21 protein-coding genes are annotated in these 16807 nt (G+C 64.6%); 9 read left to right on the forward strand and 12 right to left on the reverse strand.

What is annotated here, in order from left to right:
- Positions 1–16 precede the first annotated feature (16 nt).
- The 9 genes from sucD to P9254_RS20665 all read right to left on the reverse strand — a co-directional run bounded on the left by sucD (position 17) and on the right by P9254_RS20665 (position 7094).
- On the reverse strand, positions 17–919 hold the full coding sequence (gene sucD, locus P9254_RS20625; RefSeq protein ID WP_278057030.1) for a succinate--CoA ligase subunit alpha: 903 nt from the start codon (positions 917–919) through the stop codon (positions 17–19).
- A gap of 12 nt (positions 920–931) precedes the next feature.
- Positions 932–1429, reverse strand: coding sequence for a DUF1579 family protein (locus tag P9254_RS20630; RefSeq protein WP_278057031.1), 498 nt, complete (start codon positions 1427–1429; stop codon positions 932–934).
- Positions 1430–1432: 3 nt separating this feature from the next.
- On the reverse strand, positions 1433–1804 hold the full coding sequence (locus P9254_RS20635; protein ID WP_095799608.1) for a cupin domain-containing protein: 372 nt from the start codon (positions 1802–1804) through the stop codon (positions 1433–1435).
- 1 nt (position 1805) lies between these two features.
- Positions 1806–2039, reverse strand: a complete 234-nt coding sequence (locus P9254_RS20640) for a hypothetical protein (protein ID WP_127240721.1) — start codon at positions 2037–2039, stop codon at positions 1806–1808.
- A 6-nt stretch (positions 2040–2045) separates the two neighbouring features.
- Positions 2046–3239: an ADP-forming succinate--CoA ligase subunit beta gene (gene sucC / locus P9254_RS20645; RefSeq protein WP_278057032.1), complete on the reverse strand. Its 1194-nt coding sequence runs from the start codon at positions 3237–3239 to the stop codon at positions 2046–2048.
- 25 nt (positions 3240–3264) lie between these two features.
- Positions 3265–4233: a malate dehydrogenase gene (gene mdh / locus P9254_RS20650; RefSeq protein ID WP_278057033.1), complete on the reverse strand. Its 969-nt coding sequence runs from the start codon at positions 4231–4233 to the stop codon at positions 3265–3267.
- A 411-nt stretch (positions 4234–4644) separates the two neighbouring features.
- On the reverse strand, positions 4645–5841 hold the full coding sequence (zapE, locus tag P9254_RS20655; protein ID WP_278057034.1) for a cell division protein ZapE: 1197 nt from the start codon (positions 5839–5841) through the stop codon (positions 4645–4647).
- A gap of 78 nt (positions 5842–5919) precedes the next feature.
- On the reverse strand, positions 5920–6459 hold the full coding sequence (locus P9254_RS20660; RefSeq protein ID WP_095779966.1) for a protease inhibitor Inh/omp19 family protein: 540 nt from the start codon (positions 6457–6459) through the stop codon (positions 5920–5922).
- Between the two features lie 191 nt (positions 6460–6650).
- Positions 6651–7094: a VOC family protein gene (locus tag P9254_RS20665; protein ID WP_245322415.1), complete on the reverse strand. Its 444-nt coding sequence runs from the start codon at positions 7092–7094 to the stop codon at positions 6651–6653.
- Positions 7095–7226: 132 nt separating this feature from the next.
- On the opposite strand from P9254_RS20665, the gene P9254_RS20670 reads away from it, so the two are divergent.
- The 8 genes from P9254_RS20670 to P9254_RS20705 all read left to right on the forward strand — a co-directional run bounded on the left by P9254_RS20670 (position 7227) and on the right by P9254_RS20705 (position 14638).
- Positions 7227–8240, forward strand: coding sequence for an MBL fold metallo-hydrolase (locus P9254_RS20670; protein ID WP_278057035.1), 1014 nt, complete (start codon positions 7227–7229; stop codon positions 8238–8240).
- A gap of 59 nt (positions 8241–8299) precedes the next feature.
- A complete protein-coding gene (locus P9254_RS20675; protein WP_066991727.1) occupies positions 8300–8461 on the forward strand; it encodes a DUF1328 family protein in 162 nt (53 codons plus the stop codon).
- Between the two features lie 116 nt (positions 8462–8577).
- A complete protein-coding gene (gene dapF / locus P9254_RS20680; RefSeq protein ID WP_095799611.1) occupies positions 8578–9462 on the forward strand; it encodes a diaminopimelate epimerase in 885 nt (294 codons plus the stop codon).
- A complete protein-coding gene (gene mtaB, locus P9254_RS20685) occupies positions 9462–10790 on the forward strand; it encodes a tRNA (N(6)-L-threonylcarbamoyladenosine(37)-C(2))-methylthiotransferase MtaB (protein ID WP_278057036.1) in 1329 nt (442 codons plus the stop codon). The genes dapF and mtaB overlap by 1 nt, the downstream gene beginning before the upstream one ends.
- Before the next feature lie 13 nt (positions 10791–10803).
- A complete protein-coding gene (gene ftsY / locus P9254_RS20690) occupies positions 10804–12714 on the forward strand; it encodes a signal recognition particle-docking protein FtsY (protein WP_278057037.1) in 1911 nt (636 codons plus the stop codon).
- Positions 12715–12756: 42 nt separating this feature from the next.
- Positions 12757–13422 (forward strand): septation protein A, encoded by a 666-nt coding sequence (locus tag P9254_RS20695; protein WP_095779961.1) that lies wholly within the window; start codon positions 12757–12759, stop codon positions 13420–13422.
- A gap of 24 nt (positions 13423–13446) precedes the next feature.
- Complete coding sequence (locus tag P9254_RS20700; RefSeq protein ID WP_278057039.1) at positions 13447–14067, forward strand: pyridoxamine 5'-phosphate oxidase family protein; 621 nt, start codon at positions 13447–13449, stop codon at positions 14065–14067.
- Positions 14068–14104: 37 nt separating this feature from the next.
- The gene (locus P9254_RS20705) at positions 14105–14638 is read left to right on the forward strand and encodes an NADPH-dependent FMN reductase (protein WP_278051813.1); all 534 of its coding nucleotides are present in this window, start codon (positions 14105–14107) and stop codon (positions 14636–14638) included.
- A 12-nt stretch (positions 14639–14650) separates the two neighbouring features.
- Here the strand turns inward: P9254_RS20705 and P9254_RS20710 are convergent, their stop codons facing one another.
- Positions 14651–15568, reverse strand: coding sequence for an SMP-30/gluconolactonase/LRE family protein (locus P9254_RS20710; protein ID WP_278057042.1), 918 nt, complete (start codon positions 15566–15568; stop codon positions 14651–14653).
- 229 nt (positions 15569–15797) lie between these two features.
- Between P9254_RS20710 and P9254_RS20715 the strand changes: the two genes are divergently transcribed.
- Entirely contained in the window at positions 15798–15965 is a 168-nt protein-coding gene (locus P9254_RS20715) for a hypothetical protein (protein ID WP_082953829.1), read from the forward strand.
- An 80-nt stretch (positions 15966–16045) separates the two neighbouring features.
- On the opposite strand, the gene P9254_RS20720 is transcribed toward P9254_RS20715, so the two are convergent.
- Both P9254_RS20720 and ccmD read right to left on the reverse strand, forming a co-directional pair.
- The gene (locus P9254_RS20720) at positions 16046–16627 is read right to left on the reverse strand and encodes a DsbE family thiol:disulfide interchange protein (protein ID WP_095782731.1); all 582 of its coding nucleotides are present in this window, start codon (positions 16625–16627) and stop codon (positions 16046–16048) included.
- Positions 16624–16797 carry a heme exporter protein CcmD gene (gene ccmD / locus P9254_RS20725; protein ID WP_278051806.1) on the reverse strand — a complete coding sequence of 58 codons (174 nt, stop codon included), beginning with the start codon at positions 16795–16797 and terminating at the stop codon, positions 16624–16626. The genes P9254_RS20720 and ccmD overlap by 4 nt, the downstream gene beginning before the upstream one ends.
- Between the last annotated feature and the right edge of the window lie 10 nt (positions 16798–16807).

The following is a 16807-nucleotide window of genomic DNA, read 5'->3' on the forward strand; positions in this document are numbered from 1 at the left end:
CTTACTCCCTACTCCCTTAACCTTTGATCGCCTCGACCAGCGTCGTGCCGAGCCGCGCCGGTGACGGCGAAACCTTGATGCCGGCCGATTCCATCGCCGCGATCTTGTCTTCCGCGCCGCCCTTGCCGCCGGAGATCACCGCGCCCGCATGGCCCATGGTGCGGCCGGCGGGCGCCGTGCGCCCGGCAATGAAGCCCGCCATCGGTTTCTTGCGGCCGCGCTTTGCCTCGTCCTTCAAGAACTGCGCGGCGTCTTCCTCGGCCGAGCCGCCGATCTCGCCGATCATGATGATCGACTTGGTCTCGTCGTCGGCGAGGAACATCTCGAGCACGTCGATGAACTCGGTGCCCTTGACCGGGTCGCCGCCGATGCCGACAGCAGTGGTCTGGCCGAGGCCGACATTGCTGGTCTGGAAGACCGCTTCATAGGTAAGCGTTCCCGAGCGGGAAACAACGCCGACCGAGCCCTTGCGGAAGATGTTGCCGGGCATGATGCCGATCTTGCATTCGTCGGGGGTCAAAACTCCCGGGCAGTTCGGGCCGATCAGCCGCGAGGAGGAGCGGTCGAGCCGCGCCTTGACCTTGACCATGTCCATAACCGGGATGCCCTCGGTGATGCAGACGATCAGCGGGATCTCGGCCTCGATCGCCTCGATGATCGCTTCGCCCGCGCCTGCCGGCGGCACATAGATGACGGAGGCGGTGGCGCCGGTCTTCTCCTTGCCCTCGGCGACGGTGGTGAAGATCGGCAGGGTCTCGCCCTTCGCGCCGGTCCAGGTCTCGCCGCCCTTCTTCGGATGGACGCCGCCAACCATCTTGGTGCCGTGATAGGCCAGCGCCTGCTCGGTATGGAAGGTGCCGGTCTTGCCGGTCAGGCCCTGTACCAGCACCTTGGTATTCTTGTCGACGAGAATGGACATCGCGGCCCTTTTCTAAAAACCGTTGATCGAGGAAGGCGAAACGCGCCGGTAGAGGCCGCTCACCATGTCTTGCCAGGCGTCGCTGCCGGCGGGCTTGAAGTGCAATCGCATGCGGTAAGTATCAGTGCCGTCAAAGCTGTAAGTCACGCGAGCCGAGCCGCGCGGCGACGACCGTTCCAGCACAAGCTCGTTGCCGTTCCATGTGCCCGTAGCCGGTGAGACCGGCACGAAACCCATCGAGTCGAACTGATGCATGGTGACGACGTCGTTCGGCTGATCGAAGCCGAACACATTATGCGCGCCGAACGAGATCGTGCCGTCGCGGCGCTGGCGGTAGCGCTGGACCACGAACTGGCCGCCGAACTGCGCGTCCGCAAGCACTTCCGAAGTCGCGGCGCCGGTATCGGTCCATTGCGTCGCCGCGACATCTTCCTCGCCACGCCACGCGCCGACCAGCGCCTGCAGGCGCTGGTGATCGGCCGAGAGGGATGAGAAAGGCGTCGCGTTCATGGCTCAGAGCCGCTTCAGATCGGTGACGGTGAGGTCGCTTTGGGCATTGCCGGTGTTGAGGGTGGTCGCCGGCTCGAACATAAGCACCACGGGCTCGATAGTCAGCGAACGCGGCCGATGCTCGACGCCGCGCGGCACGACAATGAAATCGCCCTCGCCGAGCTCGACCGGTCCATCGCGGAAATCGATGGCGATCTTGCCGCGCAGCACGAGGAAGGCCTCGTCCTCGTCATCATGCGCGTGCCAGTCGAAAACCTCGCCGAACTTGGCGACCTTGGCTTGGCTGTCGTTGACGTCGCCGGCGATGTGCGGATCGAAGACCTTGGCGATCTTCGCATCCGCCGCCTCGACCAGATTTATCTTGCGCGGAGGCATCCTATGACCTCCGCCCTTGAAGTTCCGACTTCAGGTCACGCAGCACGGCTACAATTTCCCGATTCGTCTCGACGAGCTCACGAATAGCGGTCGCGTTGTCATGGCCGGCAAGTTCCCGGGCTCGCACATACTGCTTTAGAGTGACGAGACCCCAGATCCAGATCACCAGGAAAATCGCCATCGGCAGCCATGCAATGACGTATCCAAGCAAGCTTTGCGTGGCGTCCTGTTCCACAGCCGTTTAGCCCTTCACCGCCTTGACGATCTTCTTGGCCGCGTCGTCGAGGTCGTCTGCCGACACGACGTTCAGGCCGCTGTCGTTGATGATCTTCTTGCCGAGCTCGGCATTGGTGCCTTCCAGCCGCACCACCAGCGGCACCTTTAACCCCACTTCCTTGACCGCGGCGATCACACCCTCGGCGATGACGTCGCACTTCATGATGCCGCCGAAGATGTTGATCAGGATGCCTTCGACCGCCGGATCCTTGGTGATGATCTTGAACGCCGCCGTCACCTTCTCCTTTGAAGCGCCGCCGCCGACATCGAGGAAATTGGCCGGCTCGGCGCCGTAGAGCTTGATGATGTCCATCGTCGCCATGGCGAGGCCGGCGCCGTTGACCATGCAGCCGATATTGCCCTCGAGCGCGACATAGGCGAGGTCGTATTTCGACGCCTCGATCTCCTTCTCGTCCTCTTCGGTGGTGTCGCGCAGCTCCATCACGTCGGGATGGCGGAAGAGAGCGTTGTTGTCGAACGACACCTTGGCGTCCAGCACGCGCAGCCGGCCGTTCTTCATGACGATCAGCGGATTGACCTCGAGCAGGCTCATGTCCTTCTCGACGAAGGCCCTGTAGAGCAGCGGGAACAGCGTGCCGCCGTCTTGCGCCGCATCGCCGTCCAGCTTCAGCGCGGCGTTGAGCTTCTTCACATCATCGGCCGTCACGCCCTTTTCCGGATCGATGGCGACGGTGAGGATCTTCTCCGGCGTGTCATGCGCCACCGCCTCGATATCCATGCCGCCCTCGGTCGAGACGACGAAGGCGATGCGCCCGACCGAACGGTCGACCAGGATCGACAGATAGAGCTCACGGTCGATATCGGCGCCGTCCTCGATATAGAGGCGATTGACCTGCTTGCCGGCGGGTCCGGTCTGCTTGGTGACCAGCGTATGACCGAGCATCTCATTGGCGTTGGCGATCACTTCCGCCGCCGACTTCGCCAGCCGAACGCCGCCCTTGGCGTCGGCAGGCAGTTCCTTGAACTTGCCCTTGCCGCGGCCGCCGGCATGGATCTGGCTCTTCACCACATAGAGCGGGCCGGGCAGCGTCTTGGCGGCGGCTTCCGCCTCGCTTGCCTTGAACACCGGAACGCCGCTTGCGACGGGCGCGCCGAACGACTTCAGCAGCGCCTTGGCCTGATATTCATGGATGTTCATGCGCTTGGTCTCCGGAGAAGGACGATTACTTGCCGGCGAGATGCGGGGCGATCTTGGTGCAGGCCTCGGTGAGGCCCTGCACGGCCGCCACCGAATTGTCGAACATCTTCTGCTCGGCCTTGGAGAGGTCGATCTCGATGACGCGCTCGACACCGCCGGCACCGATCACCACGGGGACGCCGACATAGGTCCCCTTGACGCCGTACTGGCCGGACAGGTGCGCCGCGCAGGGCAGCACGCGCTTCTTGTCTTTCAGGTACGATTCGGCCATGGCGATGGCCGAGGCCGCCGGCGCGTAATAGGCTGAGCCGGTCTTCAAGAGTCCGACGATCTCGGCGCCGCCGTCGCGAGTGCGCTGCACGATCTGGTCGAGCTTCTCCTTGGAGGTCCAGCCCATCTTGACGAGGTCGGGCAGCGGGATGCCCGACACGGTCGAATAGCGGATCATCGGTACCATCGAATCGCCATGGCCGCCGAGCACGAACGCGGTGACATCCTGGACCGAGACCTTGAACTCTTCCGCCAGGAAGTAGCGGAAGCGGGCGCTGTCCAGCACGCCGGCCATGCCGATGACATGGCTGGTCGGCAGGCCCGAAAACTTCTGCAGCGCCCAGACCATGGCATCGAGCGGGTTGGTGATGCAGATGACGAACGCCTTCGGCGCGTATTTCTTGAGACCCGCGCCGACCTGTTCCATGACCTTGAGATTGATGCCGAGAAGATCGTCGCGGCTCATGCCGGGCTTGCGCGGCACGCCGGCGGTGACGATGCAGACATCTGCGCCCTCGATGCCGGCATAGTCGTTGACGCCTGTCAGTCTGGAGTCAAATCCGTCGACCGGCGAGGACTGGGCGATGTCGAGACCCTTGCCCTGCGGAATGCCCTCGGCGATGTCGAACAGCACCACGTCGCCGAGATCCTTCAGGCCGATCATATGGGCGAGCGTGCCGCCGATCATGCCCGAGCCGATGAGCGCTATCTTGTTGCGTGCCATGTCAGGATGTTTTCCCTTTGTCTGTGACGGTGCCGTGACGGGTGCCGGGGGCCGGAAGGAATGCGGGAAACCGCGGGATTTCGCCGAACCCAATAGCTCCGGCATGGAGAAAATTCAAACGGTTATTTTGCACCCAGTGTTTTCAATCGGTTAGATGCATTGGGAATTACGTAAACGTCAAAATTTTCGAGCTAACTGACCAGAACTTATACAATAAACGATGAAATCAGAAGGCCTTCATCCCGGCGATGACGCCGTTGTGATTTTAGGAGGGGCGGACAGCCAAGTGGGGCGGCTGAGCGGTTCGGGAGATGCGCATCCAAGCGACGAAGCGCTTATCGCTTCCTTCCCAGGCCCTGGGCTCCGCCTCGCGTCGCTCCGCCCTAGGATGAGGACTCCAGGTGGCTACGCTCACGCCTGCCGCGCCTCCGCGGGTTCCGCCCCGACTTGCCGCCTCTCCGCCCAGCCTTCCAGCCAGTCGCGGCTCTGCATTTCGATCAGTCGCGAGGCAGTGCGCTCGAATTCGAAGACTTCCGTGCCGCGCCTGGCGGTGTAGAGCCCCTCGGGGGGCGCGGCGGCGCTCATCACCAGCCGCATGTGGTGGTCGTAAAGCGTGTCGATGAGCAGAATAAAACGCTTGGCTTCGTTGCGCTTGCCTTCGCCGAGCACCGGCACATGGTCGATGAAGACGGTCGAGAAGCGGTCGGCGATGGCCAGATAGTCGCGCGCGCCGAGCGGCTTTTCGCAGAGATCGGCGAAGGAGAAACGGGCGGCATCGCCGGCAGCGCGCGGCACCACGAGCTGACGCCCTTTCAGCGTCAGCGTCATCGCCTCGGTCGGCCTGCCATGTGTCATCGTCTTCCAAGCGTCGTCGAGCGCGCGGTCGGCCGCGGCATCGGCGGGCGTGACATAGATCGGCAAGCGGTTGAGCTTTTCCTGCCGGTAGTCCTTTTCGGCATCCAGCGTCAGCACATGCGCATGACGTTCGAGCAGGCCGATGAAGGGCAGGAAAAGCTGCCGGTTGAGGCCGTCTCGATAAAGGTCATGAGGCGCGACGTTGGAGGTGGCGACCAGCACGACGCCTTTGGAAAACAGCGCCGAGAACAGGCGCGACAGGATCATGGCATCGGCAATGTCGGTGACCGAAAACTCGTCGAAGCACAGCACCCAGGCCTCCTCGGCCAGCGCCCGCGCCACCGGCGGGATCGGATCGTCTTCCTTGACATCGCCGTTCTTGCGCGCCGCCCGGTGTTTTTGGATGCGGTCCTGCACGTCGGCCATGAAATCGTTGAAATGGACGCGGCGCTTTCGCCTGACCGGCAGGAGATCGAAGAACATGTCCATCAGCATCGTCTTGCCGCGCCCGACGCCGCCATGGATGTAAATGCCCTTGACGGCCTCGCGCGGCTTGTTGCTGCGCGCGAACAGCCAGCCCAGCGCGCTCGATTTCTGCGCCAGCCTTTTTGCGGAGATCTCGTCGGTCAGCCGGTCGAGCGCGGCGACGACGCGCTCCTGCGCCGGATCGCGTTCGACCACGCCGGTTTCCACCAGATGGTCGTAGCGCTGCCTGACGGTCGCATGCGTCTGAAGGCCGTCACGCAGGTGCATAGGTCACGTCGTTCTCGGGCAATTTCGGAAAGCGGCTTGTCATCCGAAACTGCGTGAAACAATAGGGGAGGGTCCGCCCTACCTTGTAAGCGAGATCGGCTGGCCGTTGGAAGTCTGGCCGTCGAACTTTTCGCCGCCGGAGGAATAGAGCCTGGCCAGCGTGCCGCCGTTTTCGTCGTAGAGCGTCAGCTGCTTGCCGGCGACATTCCACGACTTGATGCCGTCGATCGGAGCCGGGCAATGCAGCGGACCGGCGCGGTAGCCGGCGCCGAACTTGGTCTGCGGCGTCGCCACTTTGCAGCTCTGGCCGGAGACACTGACATTCCAGACGCCGGCGACGCTGGCCGCGGTCAGGTCCGCAGCGCCCGTGGGCGCCGAACCGTCCGGCGGCAGAGAAGCCATCTGACTGTTCTTCGGCGCGGTGGGGAATTGCGACGGGTCGGTGGTGCCCGGAGCAGCCGGTGGCGGCAGCTGGTTCTGCGTCACCGTGCCGGAGGGCGCCGGCGTGAGCGGCGCCGGCTGCTGATCGTCCATCGATGAGAAGCGCGAGGTCGAGCAGCCGCTCGCAACGAGCGCGGCCAGCGATACGGCCAAAAGGCCAGTCTTCGAAAAAGTCATTCCAACCTCCGTCGGATCCGGTGGGGGGCGCCGTCCGCGTAAACACTCGCTTCACCAAGATGGCGAAGGTGGCAGAATTTCAACCCGATATGGTTAAAATAGGGTTTTCGGAGCTGGTGTTGCAAATTTGTCGCGACGGCCTTCCTTACCGGGGCGCCAGTCGAGAAATTGGACCGTAACGTCTTGAAATTTCAGGCTTGCAGCGGCGCGCTGGGCACGAAGAGATACCCGTCCGGACCAACGATATAGCATTCGCGCAAGCCATGCGGCTTGTCGATCGAACCGGCCAACACGATGTGGCCGAGTGCTGCCGCCTTTTTTTCGACCGCATCCGGATCGGCGCCATAGAGGCGCAGCTCGATGCCGGCGCCACGCGTTTCGGCTCCGGCAAAGACGCCGGTCATCGGATTGTCGAGATAGGAATGGTCGGCATGCAGCATGAAGATCGAGCCCAGCAGCTCGATGGCCGCGAAATCCTCGTCGGCATAGATGATGCGCGCGCCTAGCACATCGCGGCAGAAAGCCTCCATCGCCGCCATGTCGGTGACAAGCAAGTTGACGCCCAGCCCATGCGGCAGCGAGCGGCCGAAATCCTCGGCCTTCATCCACGGTGTCCCGGTCCGCTTCTTCGCCACGGTGTTGTTCCTCCACATCGCCGATCCTAGTCGAAGCAGACCGTTGGCCCTTGGCATTCCCCAGCAAAATGCTTGCGCCAGGCGGCGGCGTCCTTATTTCAGGACAAGCGACAGGGAGTGGGCGGAGAAACGATGGCCGCAAGAACAAGAGCAGCCAACCGCTACTATAGCGGCCCACTCAGCGATCATTTCGACGGTAGCCTCTTTTTCAATCCCGAGGGCAGGCCGCCGGCGCGCTTCACCGATTTGCTGAAATGGCAATTGAGCGGTGGGCGCTCGAAATGGCCGGCGGCCTGGCCGAGCCCATATCCCCAGGCGAAGCCCGAACAACGGATCGAAGGCGCTGCGCTTCGGCTCACCATGGTGGGTCACGCCTCGCTGCTCATCCAGACAGCCGGCCTGAATATCCTGACCGACCCGGTTTGGTCCGAGCGTGCCTCGCCTTTCGGCTTCGCCGGACCGAAGCGGGTCAACGCGCCGGGCATCGCCCTTTGCGACTTGCCGCCGATCGACCTGGTGCTGCTCAGTCACAACCACTACGACCATCTCGACCTCGCGACCCTCAAGCGGCTGAAGCAAAGCCACGACCCGATGGTGATCACGCCGCTCGGCAACGATGCGATCATCGGCACTGCCGTGCCCGGCATGCGCGTGTCGGCACATGATTGGGGCGACAGCGTCGAAGTCGCCAGCGACGGCATCATCCACATCGAGCCGGTGCATCACTGGTCGGCGCGTGGCGGGCGCGACCGCCGCATGGCGCTTTGGGCGGGATTCGTCATCGATACGGCGGGCGGCAAGGTCTATTTCGCCGGCGACACGGGCTTCCACGGCGGCACCAACTACCGCCGAATGGCGGAAAAGCATGGCTGGTTTCGGCTGGCCATCCTGCCGATCGGCGCCTATGAGCCGCGCTGGTTCATGGCCCCGCAGCACCAGAATCCGGCGGAAGCCGTCCAGGGCATGAGGCTGTGCGGCGCCGTCCATGCTGCCGGCTGCCACTGGGGCACCTTTCAGCTCACCGACGAACCGATCGAGGAGCCTGCGCAAAAGCTCGCCGAGGCATTGGCGGCCGAAGGCATTTCGCCGGAGCGTTTTCGCGCCATGCGCCCGGGCGAAGCATGGGATGTGCCGCCGCCTGGCTAAGGAACCCAGCCCGGGCAAACGCGTTGGTTGCACAACGCAAATCCGCCTCGGAGCCTTCCATGATCAAATGGATCATCATCCTTCTTATCGTTGCCGCCGCGGCAAGCCTGCTTGGCATGCCCGCGCTGGCCGGCGCCGCCGCCACAGGTGCCCGCATCCTGATCGGTATTGTGCTGATCATCTTCCTGCTGATCGTGCTCGGCGTCTTCGCCGTGACTTAGCCCGCATATTCGCCGCGGCAGGCCAGAGCCGCGTCCTGGCCGGGAGTCGCGTTGCACTGGTAATTCCCGCCCGTTTCCGCCATATAGCGCCAAACGGAATTGGAACGACCGGTTAGATGGCAGGCACTGCCCCATTCGCCAAGATGAACGGCATCGGCAACGAGATCATCGTCGCCGATATGCGCGGCCGTGCCGACAAGGTGACGGCAGCCGCGGCGATTGCCCTCAATGCCGACGCGGCGACCAAGTTCGATCAGATCATGGCGATCCATGATCCGCGCACGACCGGCACTGCTTATTACGTCGACATCTTGAATTCGGACGGCACCGGTGCGCAGGCCTGCGGCAATGGCATGCGCTGCGTCGTGCAGGCGCTTGCGGCCGAGACCGGCCAAAAGACCTTCACCTTCGAAACCCGCGCCGGCATTCTCAATGCTCAGGAACATGCCGACGGCTCGATCTCGGTCGACATGGGCAAGCCGCGTTTCGGCTGGCAGGAGATCCCGCTTGCCGAGGAGTTCCGCGACACTCGCATGATCGAACTGCAGATCGGCCCGATCGATGCGCCGGTGCTGCATTCGCCTTCGGTCGTCTCGATGGGCAATCCGCACGCGATCTTCTGGGTTGATCGCGACGTCTGGTCCTACGAGCTCGACCGATTCGGTCCGCTGCTCGAGAACCATCCGATCTTTCCCGAGCGCGCCAACATCACCATCGCCCAGGTCACCTCGCCCGAGATGATGATCATCCGCACCTGGGAGCGCGGCGCGGGTCTCACCAAGGCCTGCGGCTCCGCGGCCTGCGCCGCCGTGGTGGCTGCCGCCCGCACCAAGCGCACCGGCCGCAGCGTGTCGCTGATCACGCCCGGCGGCGGCGAGCTCAATGTCGAGTGGCGCGACGACGATCACGTCATTTTGACCGGCGCGGCCGAATGGGAGTTTTCCGGCAGCTTCGACCCGTCGACCGGCGCCTGGGCCCGCGACACCGAAAGCGCCGCCTGATGTCCGCTCTTCAAAAGGGCCCGGCGCCCGAAGGGCCTATCGGCAACGGTATCGACGTGGTCACGTTCGGCTGCCGCCTCAACACCTATGAATCGGAGGTGATGCGCCGCGAGGCCGAGAGCGCCGGCCTCGGCGCGCTGGAAGGCGGCGCCGTCATCTTCAACACCTGCGCCGTCACCGCCGAAGCCGTGCGCCAGGCCAAGCAGGCGATCCGCAAGGCCCGTCGCGAAAACCCTGAAGCGCGCATCATCGTCACCGGCTGCGCCGCGCAGACCGAGCCGCAGAATTTCGTCGCCATGGACGAGGTAGACCTGGTGCTCGGCAATGAGGAGAAGCTCAAGGCGAACTCCTACCGCGCGCTGCCGGACTTCGGCGTCAACGATACCGAGAAGGCGCGCGTCAACGATATCTTCTCGGTGCGCGAGACGGCGAGCCACATGGTCGACGCCATTGAGGGCCGGGCGCGCGCCTTCGTGCAGGTGCAGAATGGCTGCGACCATCGCTGCACCTTCTGCATCATTCCTTACGGCCGCGGCAATTCGCGCTCGGTGCCGATGGGCGCCGTGGTCGAGCAGGTCAAGCGTCTCGCAGGCAACGGCTATGCCGAGATCGTGCTCACCGGCGTCGACATGACCAGTTTCGGTGCCGACCTGCCGGGCAGCCCGAAGCTTGGGAAGCTGGTGAAGACGATCCTGCGCCAAGTGCCCGAGGTGAAGCGGCTGAGGCTGTCGTCGATCGATTCCATAGAAGCCGACGACGAGCTGCTCGACGCGATTGCCACCGAGCCTCGGCTGATGCCGCATTTGCACCTGTCGCTGCAATCGGGCGACGACATGATCCTGAAGCGCATGAAGCGGCGGCATTTGCGCGATCAGTCGATCCGCTTCTGCGAGGACGTGCGCAAGCTCCGTCCCGGCATCGTCTTCGGAGCCGACATCATCGCCGGCTTCCCGACCGAGACCGAGGCGATGTTCAAAAACTCGGAGAAAATCGTCGAGGAATGCGGCCTGACGCATCTTCACGTCTTCCCGTTCAGCCCGCGCGAGGGCACGCCCGCCGCGCGCATGCCGCAGCTGCGCCGCGAGGTGGTGAAAGAGCGCGCCGCAAGGCTGCGCGCCGTCGGCGAGGCCGCCTATCGCCGCCATCTGGCCGCCCTTGCAGGCACGCGGCAGTCGATCCTGATCGAGCGCGACGGGCTCGGCCGCACCGAAGGTTTTACGCTTGCCGCGATTGGCGTTGGACAGCCGGGTGAGATCGTCGAGGCGGTTGTCACCGGCCATGACGGCGCCCGGCTGATCGCGGCGCCGCTCGCCGCGCAAGCCGCCTGAGACTGCAAGACGTATGGCTGGTTTCTTCAAGAAGATATTTTCGTTCGGCAAGAAGGAAGTCGTCGAGGAGCGCGTCGACGAGACCGCGCCCCTGCCGCCGATCAAATGGGACGCGCTCGAGGCGCTGAAACCGGAAGCCGAGCAGGAGCCTGCGTCCCGCAGCGCCGACGCCGGCGCCAATCACCCTCGAGCTGCGCTCGGGACCTCCCCCATCGAGGGGGAGGCAGGACCTGCGCCACAGCCGGTTCCCGAGGAGCCGAAGCCCGAACCCGCACCGGACATTCCGCCGGCGCCGGAACCCGTCATCCCGCCGGCACCGGAGCCGGTTGTTCCATCCGAGCCGGAGCCGCTGCCGCAGCCCCAGCCGGAAGAAGAGCCGCGGCCCGCCCCGGAGCAGCCGCAGCCGCCTGCACCCGAGGAAGTGCCTGCTCCGCCCGAACCTGCACCTGAGCCGGTGCCCGCGCCGGCACCGCAGGAGGTGCCTGCACCCGCGCCGGCCGAGCCGGAGATCGAGCCTTCGCGTCCGGAGCCGCAGCCGGTGCCGGCGCCCGTCGAAGTGCCGACGACGCCCAGCGAAGTCCCGGCCGAGGCGCCAGCGCCGATCGAAGTTCCACCGGGCGAGGCACCTTCTATCGAGCCATCTTTAGAGGTCGGCGCCGCGCCTCATCCGCCTGCCGGCACCTTCTCCCCGTATAGTGACGGGGAGAAGGAAGAAGCGCCAACGCCGACGCCCCCTTCTCCCCGTTCTTCACGGGGAGAGGATGAGGGTGAGGCGCAGCGTAAGCCTGCGGAGGATTTGCCGCCACCGGAGCCGGCTCCGCCGGCGGAAGCCCTGCCTCCCATTCGCCAGGCTGCGCCGGTCGAGCCGGGGCGGATCCTTGCCGAGATCGCGCCCGAGCCGGAAGCCGTCCCCGCGCCGCCGCCGACCCCCGCTGCCGGCAAGGTGACGGTCGCCAAAAAGGTCGAGCAGAAGGCCGAGCCGCAGAAGGCACCGGAGCCGGCGCCGCGGCGGTCCTGGTTCCAGCGCATGCGCGACGGGCTTGCCCGTTCCTCGCGCGAGCTCACCGGCAACATCGCCGGCGTCTTCACCAAGCGCAAGCTGGACGAAGACACGCTGCAGGATCTGGAGGACGTGCTGGTCCGCGCCGATCTTGGCGTCGAGACGGCGCTGCGCGTCACCGATTCTCTCGCCTCAAGCCGATACGGCAAGGACGTTTCCGACTCGGAGGTCCGCGCCGTGATGGCGGCGGAAGTCGAAAAAGTCCTGACCCCGGTCGCCAAGCCGCTCGAGCTCGATCTCAGCCACAAGCCGCATGTCATCCTGGTCGTCGGCGTCAACGGCACCGGCAAGACCACGACCATCGGCAAGCTGGCGGCCAAGCTGACCGAAGGCGGGCTTTCGGTCATGCTGGCGGCCGGCGACACGTTCCGCGCGGCCGCCATCGAGCAGCTGAAGATCTGGGGCGAACGCACGAAGTCGCCGGTCATCGCCACCAAGCTTGGCGCCGACGCCGCCGGCCTCGCCTACGATGCCTTCGAGAAGGCGAAGGAGGCAGGCTCCGACGTGCTGATCATCGATACGGCCGGCCGCCTGCAGAACAAGACCGAGCTGATGGCGGAGCTGGAAAAGATCGTGCGCGTGCTGGGCAAGCTCGATCCGGAGGCGCCGCACACCGTGCTGCAGACCGTCGACGCCACCACCGGCCAGAATGCGCTCAGCCAAGTCGAGATCTTCCGCAACGTCGCCGGCGTCAACGGCCTGGTGATGACCAAGCTGGACGGCACGGCGCGCGGCGGTATTCTGGTGGCGATCGCCGCCAAGCATGGATTGCCGGTCTATTTTATCGGCGTCGGCGAGCAGGTCGACGACCTCGAACCCTTCTCGGCCAGCGAATTCGCCAGAGCGATCGCCGGCGTTGCTTGAACGATCCCAAAAGCGCCGACTTTCGGGACAACAAGGACTTTCATGAACATCCTCGAACGCGACCCGTCCGACCCGCAGAAACAGAAGAAGGAGGGCATCAACCCGCCGCTCAAGCTGGTGCTCGAGCTCGGGCCGCTGCTGGTCTTCTTCTTCGCCAATGCGCGCGGCGAATGGCTGGCGCAGAAATTTCCGGCCTTGGCCGAGCTCGGCGGCCCGATCTTCGTCGCCACCGGCCTGTTCATGGCCGCCACCGCGTTGGCGCTGATCGCCTCGTGGCTGCTCACCCGCACCTTGCCGATCATGCCGCTGGTGTCGGGCGTCGTCGTCCTTATCTTCGGCGCGCTGACGCTCTATTTGCAGGACGACGTCTTCATCAAGATGAAGCCGACCATCGTCAACACGCTGTTCGGCGGCGTGCTGCTCGGCGGCCTTTTCTTCGGCAAGTCGCTGCTTGGCTATGTCTTCGACTCGGCTTTCAGCCTCGATGCCGAAGGCTGGCGCAAGCTCACCTTCCGCTGGGGCCTGTTCTTCCTCTTCCTGGCCCTCGTCAATGAAGTCGTGTGGCGGAATTTTTCAACCGATGCCTGGGTTACCTTTAAGGTCTGGGGCATCATGCCGATCACGCTTCTCTTCACCTTCAGCCAGATGCCGCTGATCATGCGCCACTCGCTGGAGGAAAAAGCCAAGGAAGAGCAGGCGAGTAAATAGAGCAGGTTCCGGGGAGGGGGCGGCATGGAATTCCTCACCACGCGCGATGAGCTGAGGACGATCTACAAGACGCCGCGGCCGACCGACGGGTCGATCCGCAAGGAACTCAAGGCGCTCGATGGCCACTGCCGTTCCTTCATCGGCAAGAGCCCATTCGTGCTGATCGGCTCCTCCGACGGCGCCGGCAATGCCGACGTGACCCCGAAGGGCGACAAGCCCGGCTTCACCGCCATCCTCGACAGTTCCACCATCGCCATCCCTGACCGTCCAGGCAACAACCGGCTGGACACGCTGGAAAACATCGTTCGTTACCCGTCGGTAGGGCTGCTCTTCCTCATTCCCGGCATGAACGAGACGCTGCGCGTCAACGGCGAAGCCCACATAACCATCGACGCCGGACTGCGCGCCCGCCTGGCCGTCGACGGCAAGGAGCCGCTGAGCGTCATCGTGGTGGCGGTCAAGGCCGCTTACATGCACTGCGCCAAGGCCTTTATGCGCTCCGAGCTGTGGGAGCCGGAGACCTGGTATGACCGCGCGAGCCTGCCGACGCTCGGCCAGATCATCCGCGACCAGCTGGCGCTTACAGAGAGTGCCGGCGAGATCGACCGCGAACTGGACGACGATTACCGGCAGACCATGTGGTAGGCTCCCGGGCTATTCGTCCGAACCGCCCCCGTCACCCTTGCTGAACCTCCTCGCCATATCCGGCAGCCTGCGCGCCGCCTCGACCAATTCGGCCCTTGTCGCGGCGCTTGCCGCCAACGTGCCCGCGGATTGCCGCGTCACCGTCTATGACGGGCTCGGCCGCTTGCCGATCTTCAACCCGGATGAAGAGGGCGCGCGCACGCCGTGTGAGGCAAGATACCTGATCGAGGCCGTCACCCGCGCCGATGGCGTCATCGTCTCCTGTCCCGAATACGCCCATGGCGTGCCGGGCGGCATGAAGAACGGGCTCGACTGGCTGGTGTCGCGCGACGCCGCCGTCGGCAAGCCGGCGTTGCTGGTGCACGCCTCGCCGCGCTCGCTCTTTGCCCGCGCCGCCCTTGCCGAGATCATGCGCACGATGTCCTTCGCGCTTTACGAAGAGAGCGCGCTGGAGATCGCGCTGCTCGGCAAGAAGCCGTCGGAGGTGGAAGAAATCCTGGCTGAGCCGACCAGTCGGCAGGCGATGCGCGACGCGGTTCGGGCTTTCGCCGGCTTTATCCGCGGCCGCTGACGCCGATGCCGGTCAATAGGTCTTCGCCCCATTCACCATCAGCCAGACCACATAGAGCGAGGTGGTGCCGCAGATGTAGAGGCGGTTGCGCTTGGCGCCGCCGAAGACGCAGTTGGCGACGACTTCCGGCACTTTGATCTTGCCGATCAGCGTGCCGTCCGGCTCGTAGCAATGGATGCCGTCGGCGGCGCTCGTCCAGATGCGCCCGCTTTCGTCGAGCCGGAAGCCGTCGAACAGGCCGGCCGTGCAGTCGGCGAAGACCTTGCCGCCCGAGACCTTCTTGCCGGCCTTGCCGACATTGAAGACGCGGATATGCGCGGGGTTCTTGGCGCCATGGGTGCGGCCCGTGTCGGCGACATAAAGCAGGCTTTCATCGAGCGAGAAGGCGAGCCCATTGGGCCTGACCATGTCGGTGATGACGGCATCGATCTCGCCCGTGCCGGGGTCGACGCGGTAGACATTGCAGGCGCCGATCTCGCTCTCGGCGTGGTCGCCTTCATAATCGCTGTCGATGCCGTAGGCGGGATCGGTGAACCAGATCGAGCCGTCGGAACGGACGACGACGTCGTTGGGCGAGTTGAGCCGCTTGCCGCGCCATTTGTCGGCGATGGTGGTGACCGAACCGTCATGCTCGGTGCGGCTGACGCGGCGGCCCGAATGCTCGCAGGTGATCAGCCGGCCCTGCCGGTCGACGGTATTGCCGTTGGAATTGCCGGACGGCTGGCGGAAGACGCTGACGCTGCCATCGGTCTCGTCGTAGCGCAGCATGCGGTTGTTGGGGATGTCGGACCAGACGAGGTAGCGGCCGGCGGCGAACCAGGCCGGGCCTTCCGCCCACCGGCACCCGGTGAACAGCTTCTCAACCCGCTCATTGGCGTTGAACAGCCGCGAGAAACGCGGATCGAGAAGTTCATAGTCAGCGGCCGTCATGCTTTCCCTCCCGGCAATCAAAAGACGCGCGATCAAGCCAGCACAGAGCGGAGAAGGCAAGATCGCGGATGCCTCTCACGGCATGTTGACGCGTGGAGGGGCTAAGACGCCATTAACCGGCTATGCGCTGCTTGCAATGGTGCATTGCAACATCTTTCTTTTGCAATGCACCATTCCTATGTCATTCTCGCAATCGATCAGGGAGGAATAACTCAGAAGGAACCTCGTCATGATCTTCGACAACCTCGTCACCCGCGCTCGCACCAACCTCGCCAAGCGCCGCCACTACAATCGTCTCGTCGCAGAAATCGAGAACCTGTCGAGCCGCGATCTCGCCGATCTGCGTGCCGACCGCTCCGAGATGCTCTACCAGATCCACAAGCAGATTTACGGTTGAGTCCGAGGCCGGTCGAGCCGGCCTTTGCGCCGCGTCGCTTCGCTCCTTGCCTTGCACTGGAATGACGACGCAAGGGGCGCCTAACCCGAAACCGCCAGGGCCTTCTCGATCTGCGGCAACAGCAAATCCTTCGCCGATTCCGGCGTCAGCGGCCCGACATGCTTGTAGGCAATCTTGCCGTCCTTGCCGATGACGAAGGTCTCCGGCACGCCGTAGACGCCCCAGTCGATCGCCGCGCGCCCGGCCGGATCGACGCCGATCGCCTGGTAGGGATTGCCGAGATCGCCAAGGAAGCGACGGGCGTTTGCCGGCTCGTCCTTGTAGTTCAGCGCGGCAAGCGTGAACCGCTTGTCCTGCGACAGCGCCAAAAGCACCGGATGCTCTTCCCGGCACGGCGCGCACCATGATGCGAAGACGTTGACCAGCGTCACCTTGCCGGCGAAGGATTTCGAGTCCAGCCCTGGCAGGTTCGAGCCTTCGAGCGGCGGCAGGTTCGTCTGCGGCGCCGGCAGGCCGATCAGGGCCGAGGGAATTTCAGACTCGTCGCGGCCGGACAAAAGCTGCGACAGGAACAACCCCGCCAAGCCCAGGAAAACCAGCAGCGGCAGCAGCACGAACAGGCGGCGACGGGGCGACGCCGGGGCTCCGGTTTCGGCGCTCACGGCTTCGCCGTCCCGGCCTTGTCGGAGCGCCGCCGCACGCCGGCCGCGTCGAGCGCCGCGAGCTCACGCTTGCGCGCCCGCTGGTCGAGCAGGATCCAGGCGATCAGCCCGACGAGCACGATCGCGCTGATGGCATAGGCGGCGGCGACATAGAGAGCATGAGCGCTCATATCAGCCGCT

The organism is Mesorhizobium sp. WSM4983 (assembly GCF_029625765.1).
In the GTDB taxonomy this organism is placed as follows: domain Bacteria; phylum Pseudomonadota; class Alphaproteobacteria; order Rhizobiales; family Rhizobiaceae; genus Mesorhizobium.

Bases quoted from the DNA above. Each gene is read 5' to 3' on its own strand.
- sucD (WP_278057030.1), bottom strand. From the start codon at position 919: ATGTCCATTCTCGTCGACAAGAATACCAAGGTGCTGGTACAGGGCCTG.
- P9254_RS20630 (WP_278057031.1), bottom strand. From the start codon at position 1,429: ATGAACGCGACGCCTTTCTCATCCCTCTCGGCCGATCACCAGCGCCTG.
- P9254_RS20635 (WP_095799608.1), bottom strand. From the start codon at position 1,804: ATGCCTCCGCGCAAGATAAATCTGGTCGAGGCGGCGGATGCGAAGATC.
- sucC (WP_278057032.1), bottom strand. From the start codon at position 3,239: ATGAACATCCATGAATATCAGGCCAAGGCGCTGCTGAAGTCGTTCGGC.
- mdh (WP_278057033.1), bottom strand. From the start codon at position 4,233: ATGGCACGCAACAAGATAGCGCTCATCGGCTCGGGCATGATCGGCGGC.
- zapE (WP_278057034.1), bottom strand. From the start codon at position 5,841: ATGCACCTGCGTGACGGCCTTCAGACGCATGCGACCGTCAGGCAGCGC.
- P9254_RS20660 (WP_095779966.1), bottom strand. From the start codon at position 6,459: ATGACTTTTTCGAAGACTGGCCTTTTGGCCGTATCGCTGGCCGCGCTC.
- P9254_RS20670 (WP_278057035.1), top strand. From the start codon at position 7,227: ATGGCCGCAAGAACAAGAGCAGCCAACCGCTACTATAGCGGCCCACTC.
- P9254_RS20675 (WP_066991727.1), top strand. From the start codon at position 8,300: ATGATCAAATGGATCATCATCCTTCTTATCGTTGCCGCCGCGGCAAGC.
- dapF (WP_095799611.1), top strand. From the start codon at position 8,578: ATGGCAGGCACTGCCCCATTCGCCAAGATGAACGGCATCGGCAACGAG.
- mtaB (WP_278057036.1), top strand. From the start codon at position 9,462: ATGTCCGCTCTTCAAAAGGGCCCGGCGCCCGAAGGGCCTATCGGCAAC.
- ftsY (WP_278057037.1), top strand. From the start codon at position 10,804: ATGGCTGGTTTCTTCAAGAAGATATTTTCGTTCGGCAAGAAGGAAGTC.
- P9254_RS20695 (WP_095779961.1), top strand. From the start codon at position 12,757: ATGAACATCCTCGAACGCGACCCGTCCGACCCGCAGAAACAGAAGAAG.
- P9254_RS20700 (WP_278057039.1), top strand. From the start codon at position 13,447: ATGGAATTCCTCACCACGCGCGATGAGCTGAGGACGATCTACAAGACG.
- P9254_RS20710 (WP_278057042.1), bottom strand. From the start codon at position 15,568: ATGACGGCCGCTGACTATGAACTTCTCGATCCGCGTTTCTCGCGGCTG.
- P9254_RS20715 (WP_082953829.1), top strand. From the start codon at position 15,798: ATGATCTTCGACAACCTCGTCACCCGCGCTCGCACCAACCTCGCCAAG.
- ccmD (WP_278051806.1), bottom strand. From the start codon at position 16,797: ATGAGCGCTCATGCTCTCTATGTCGCCGCCGCCTATGCCATCAGCGCG.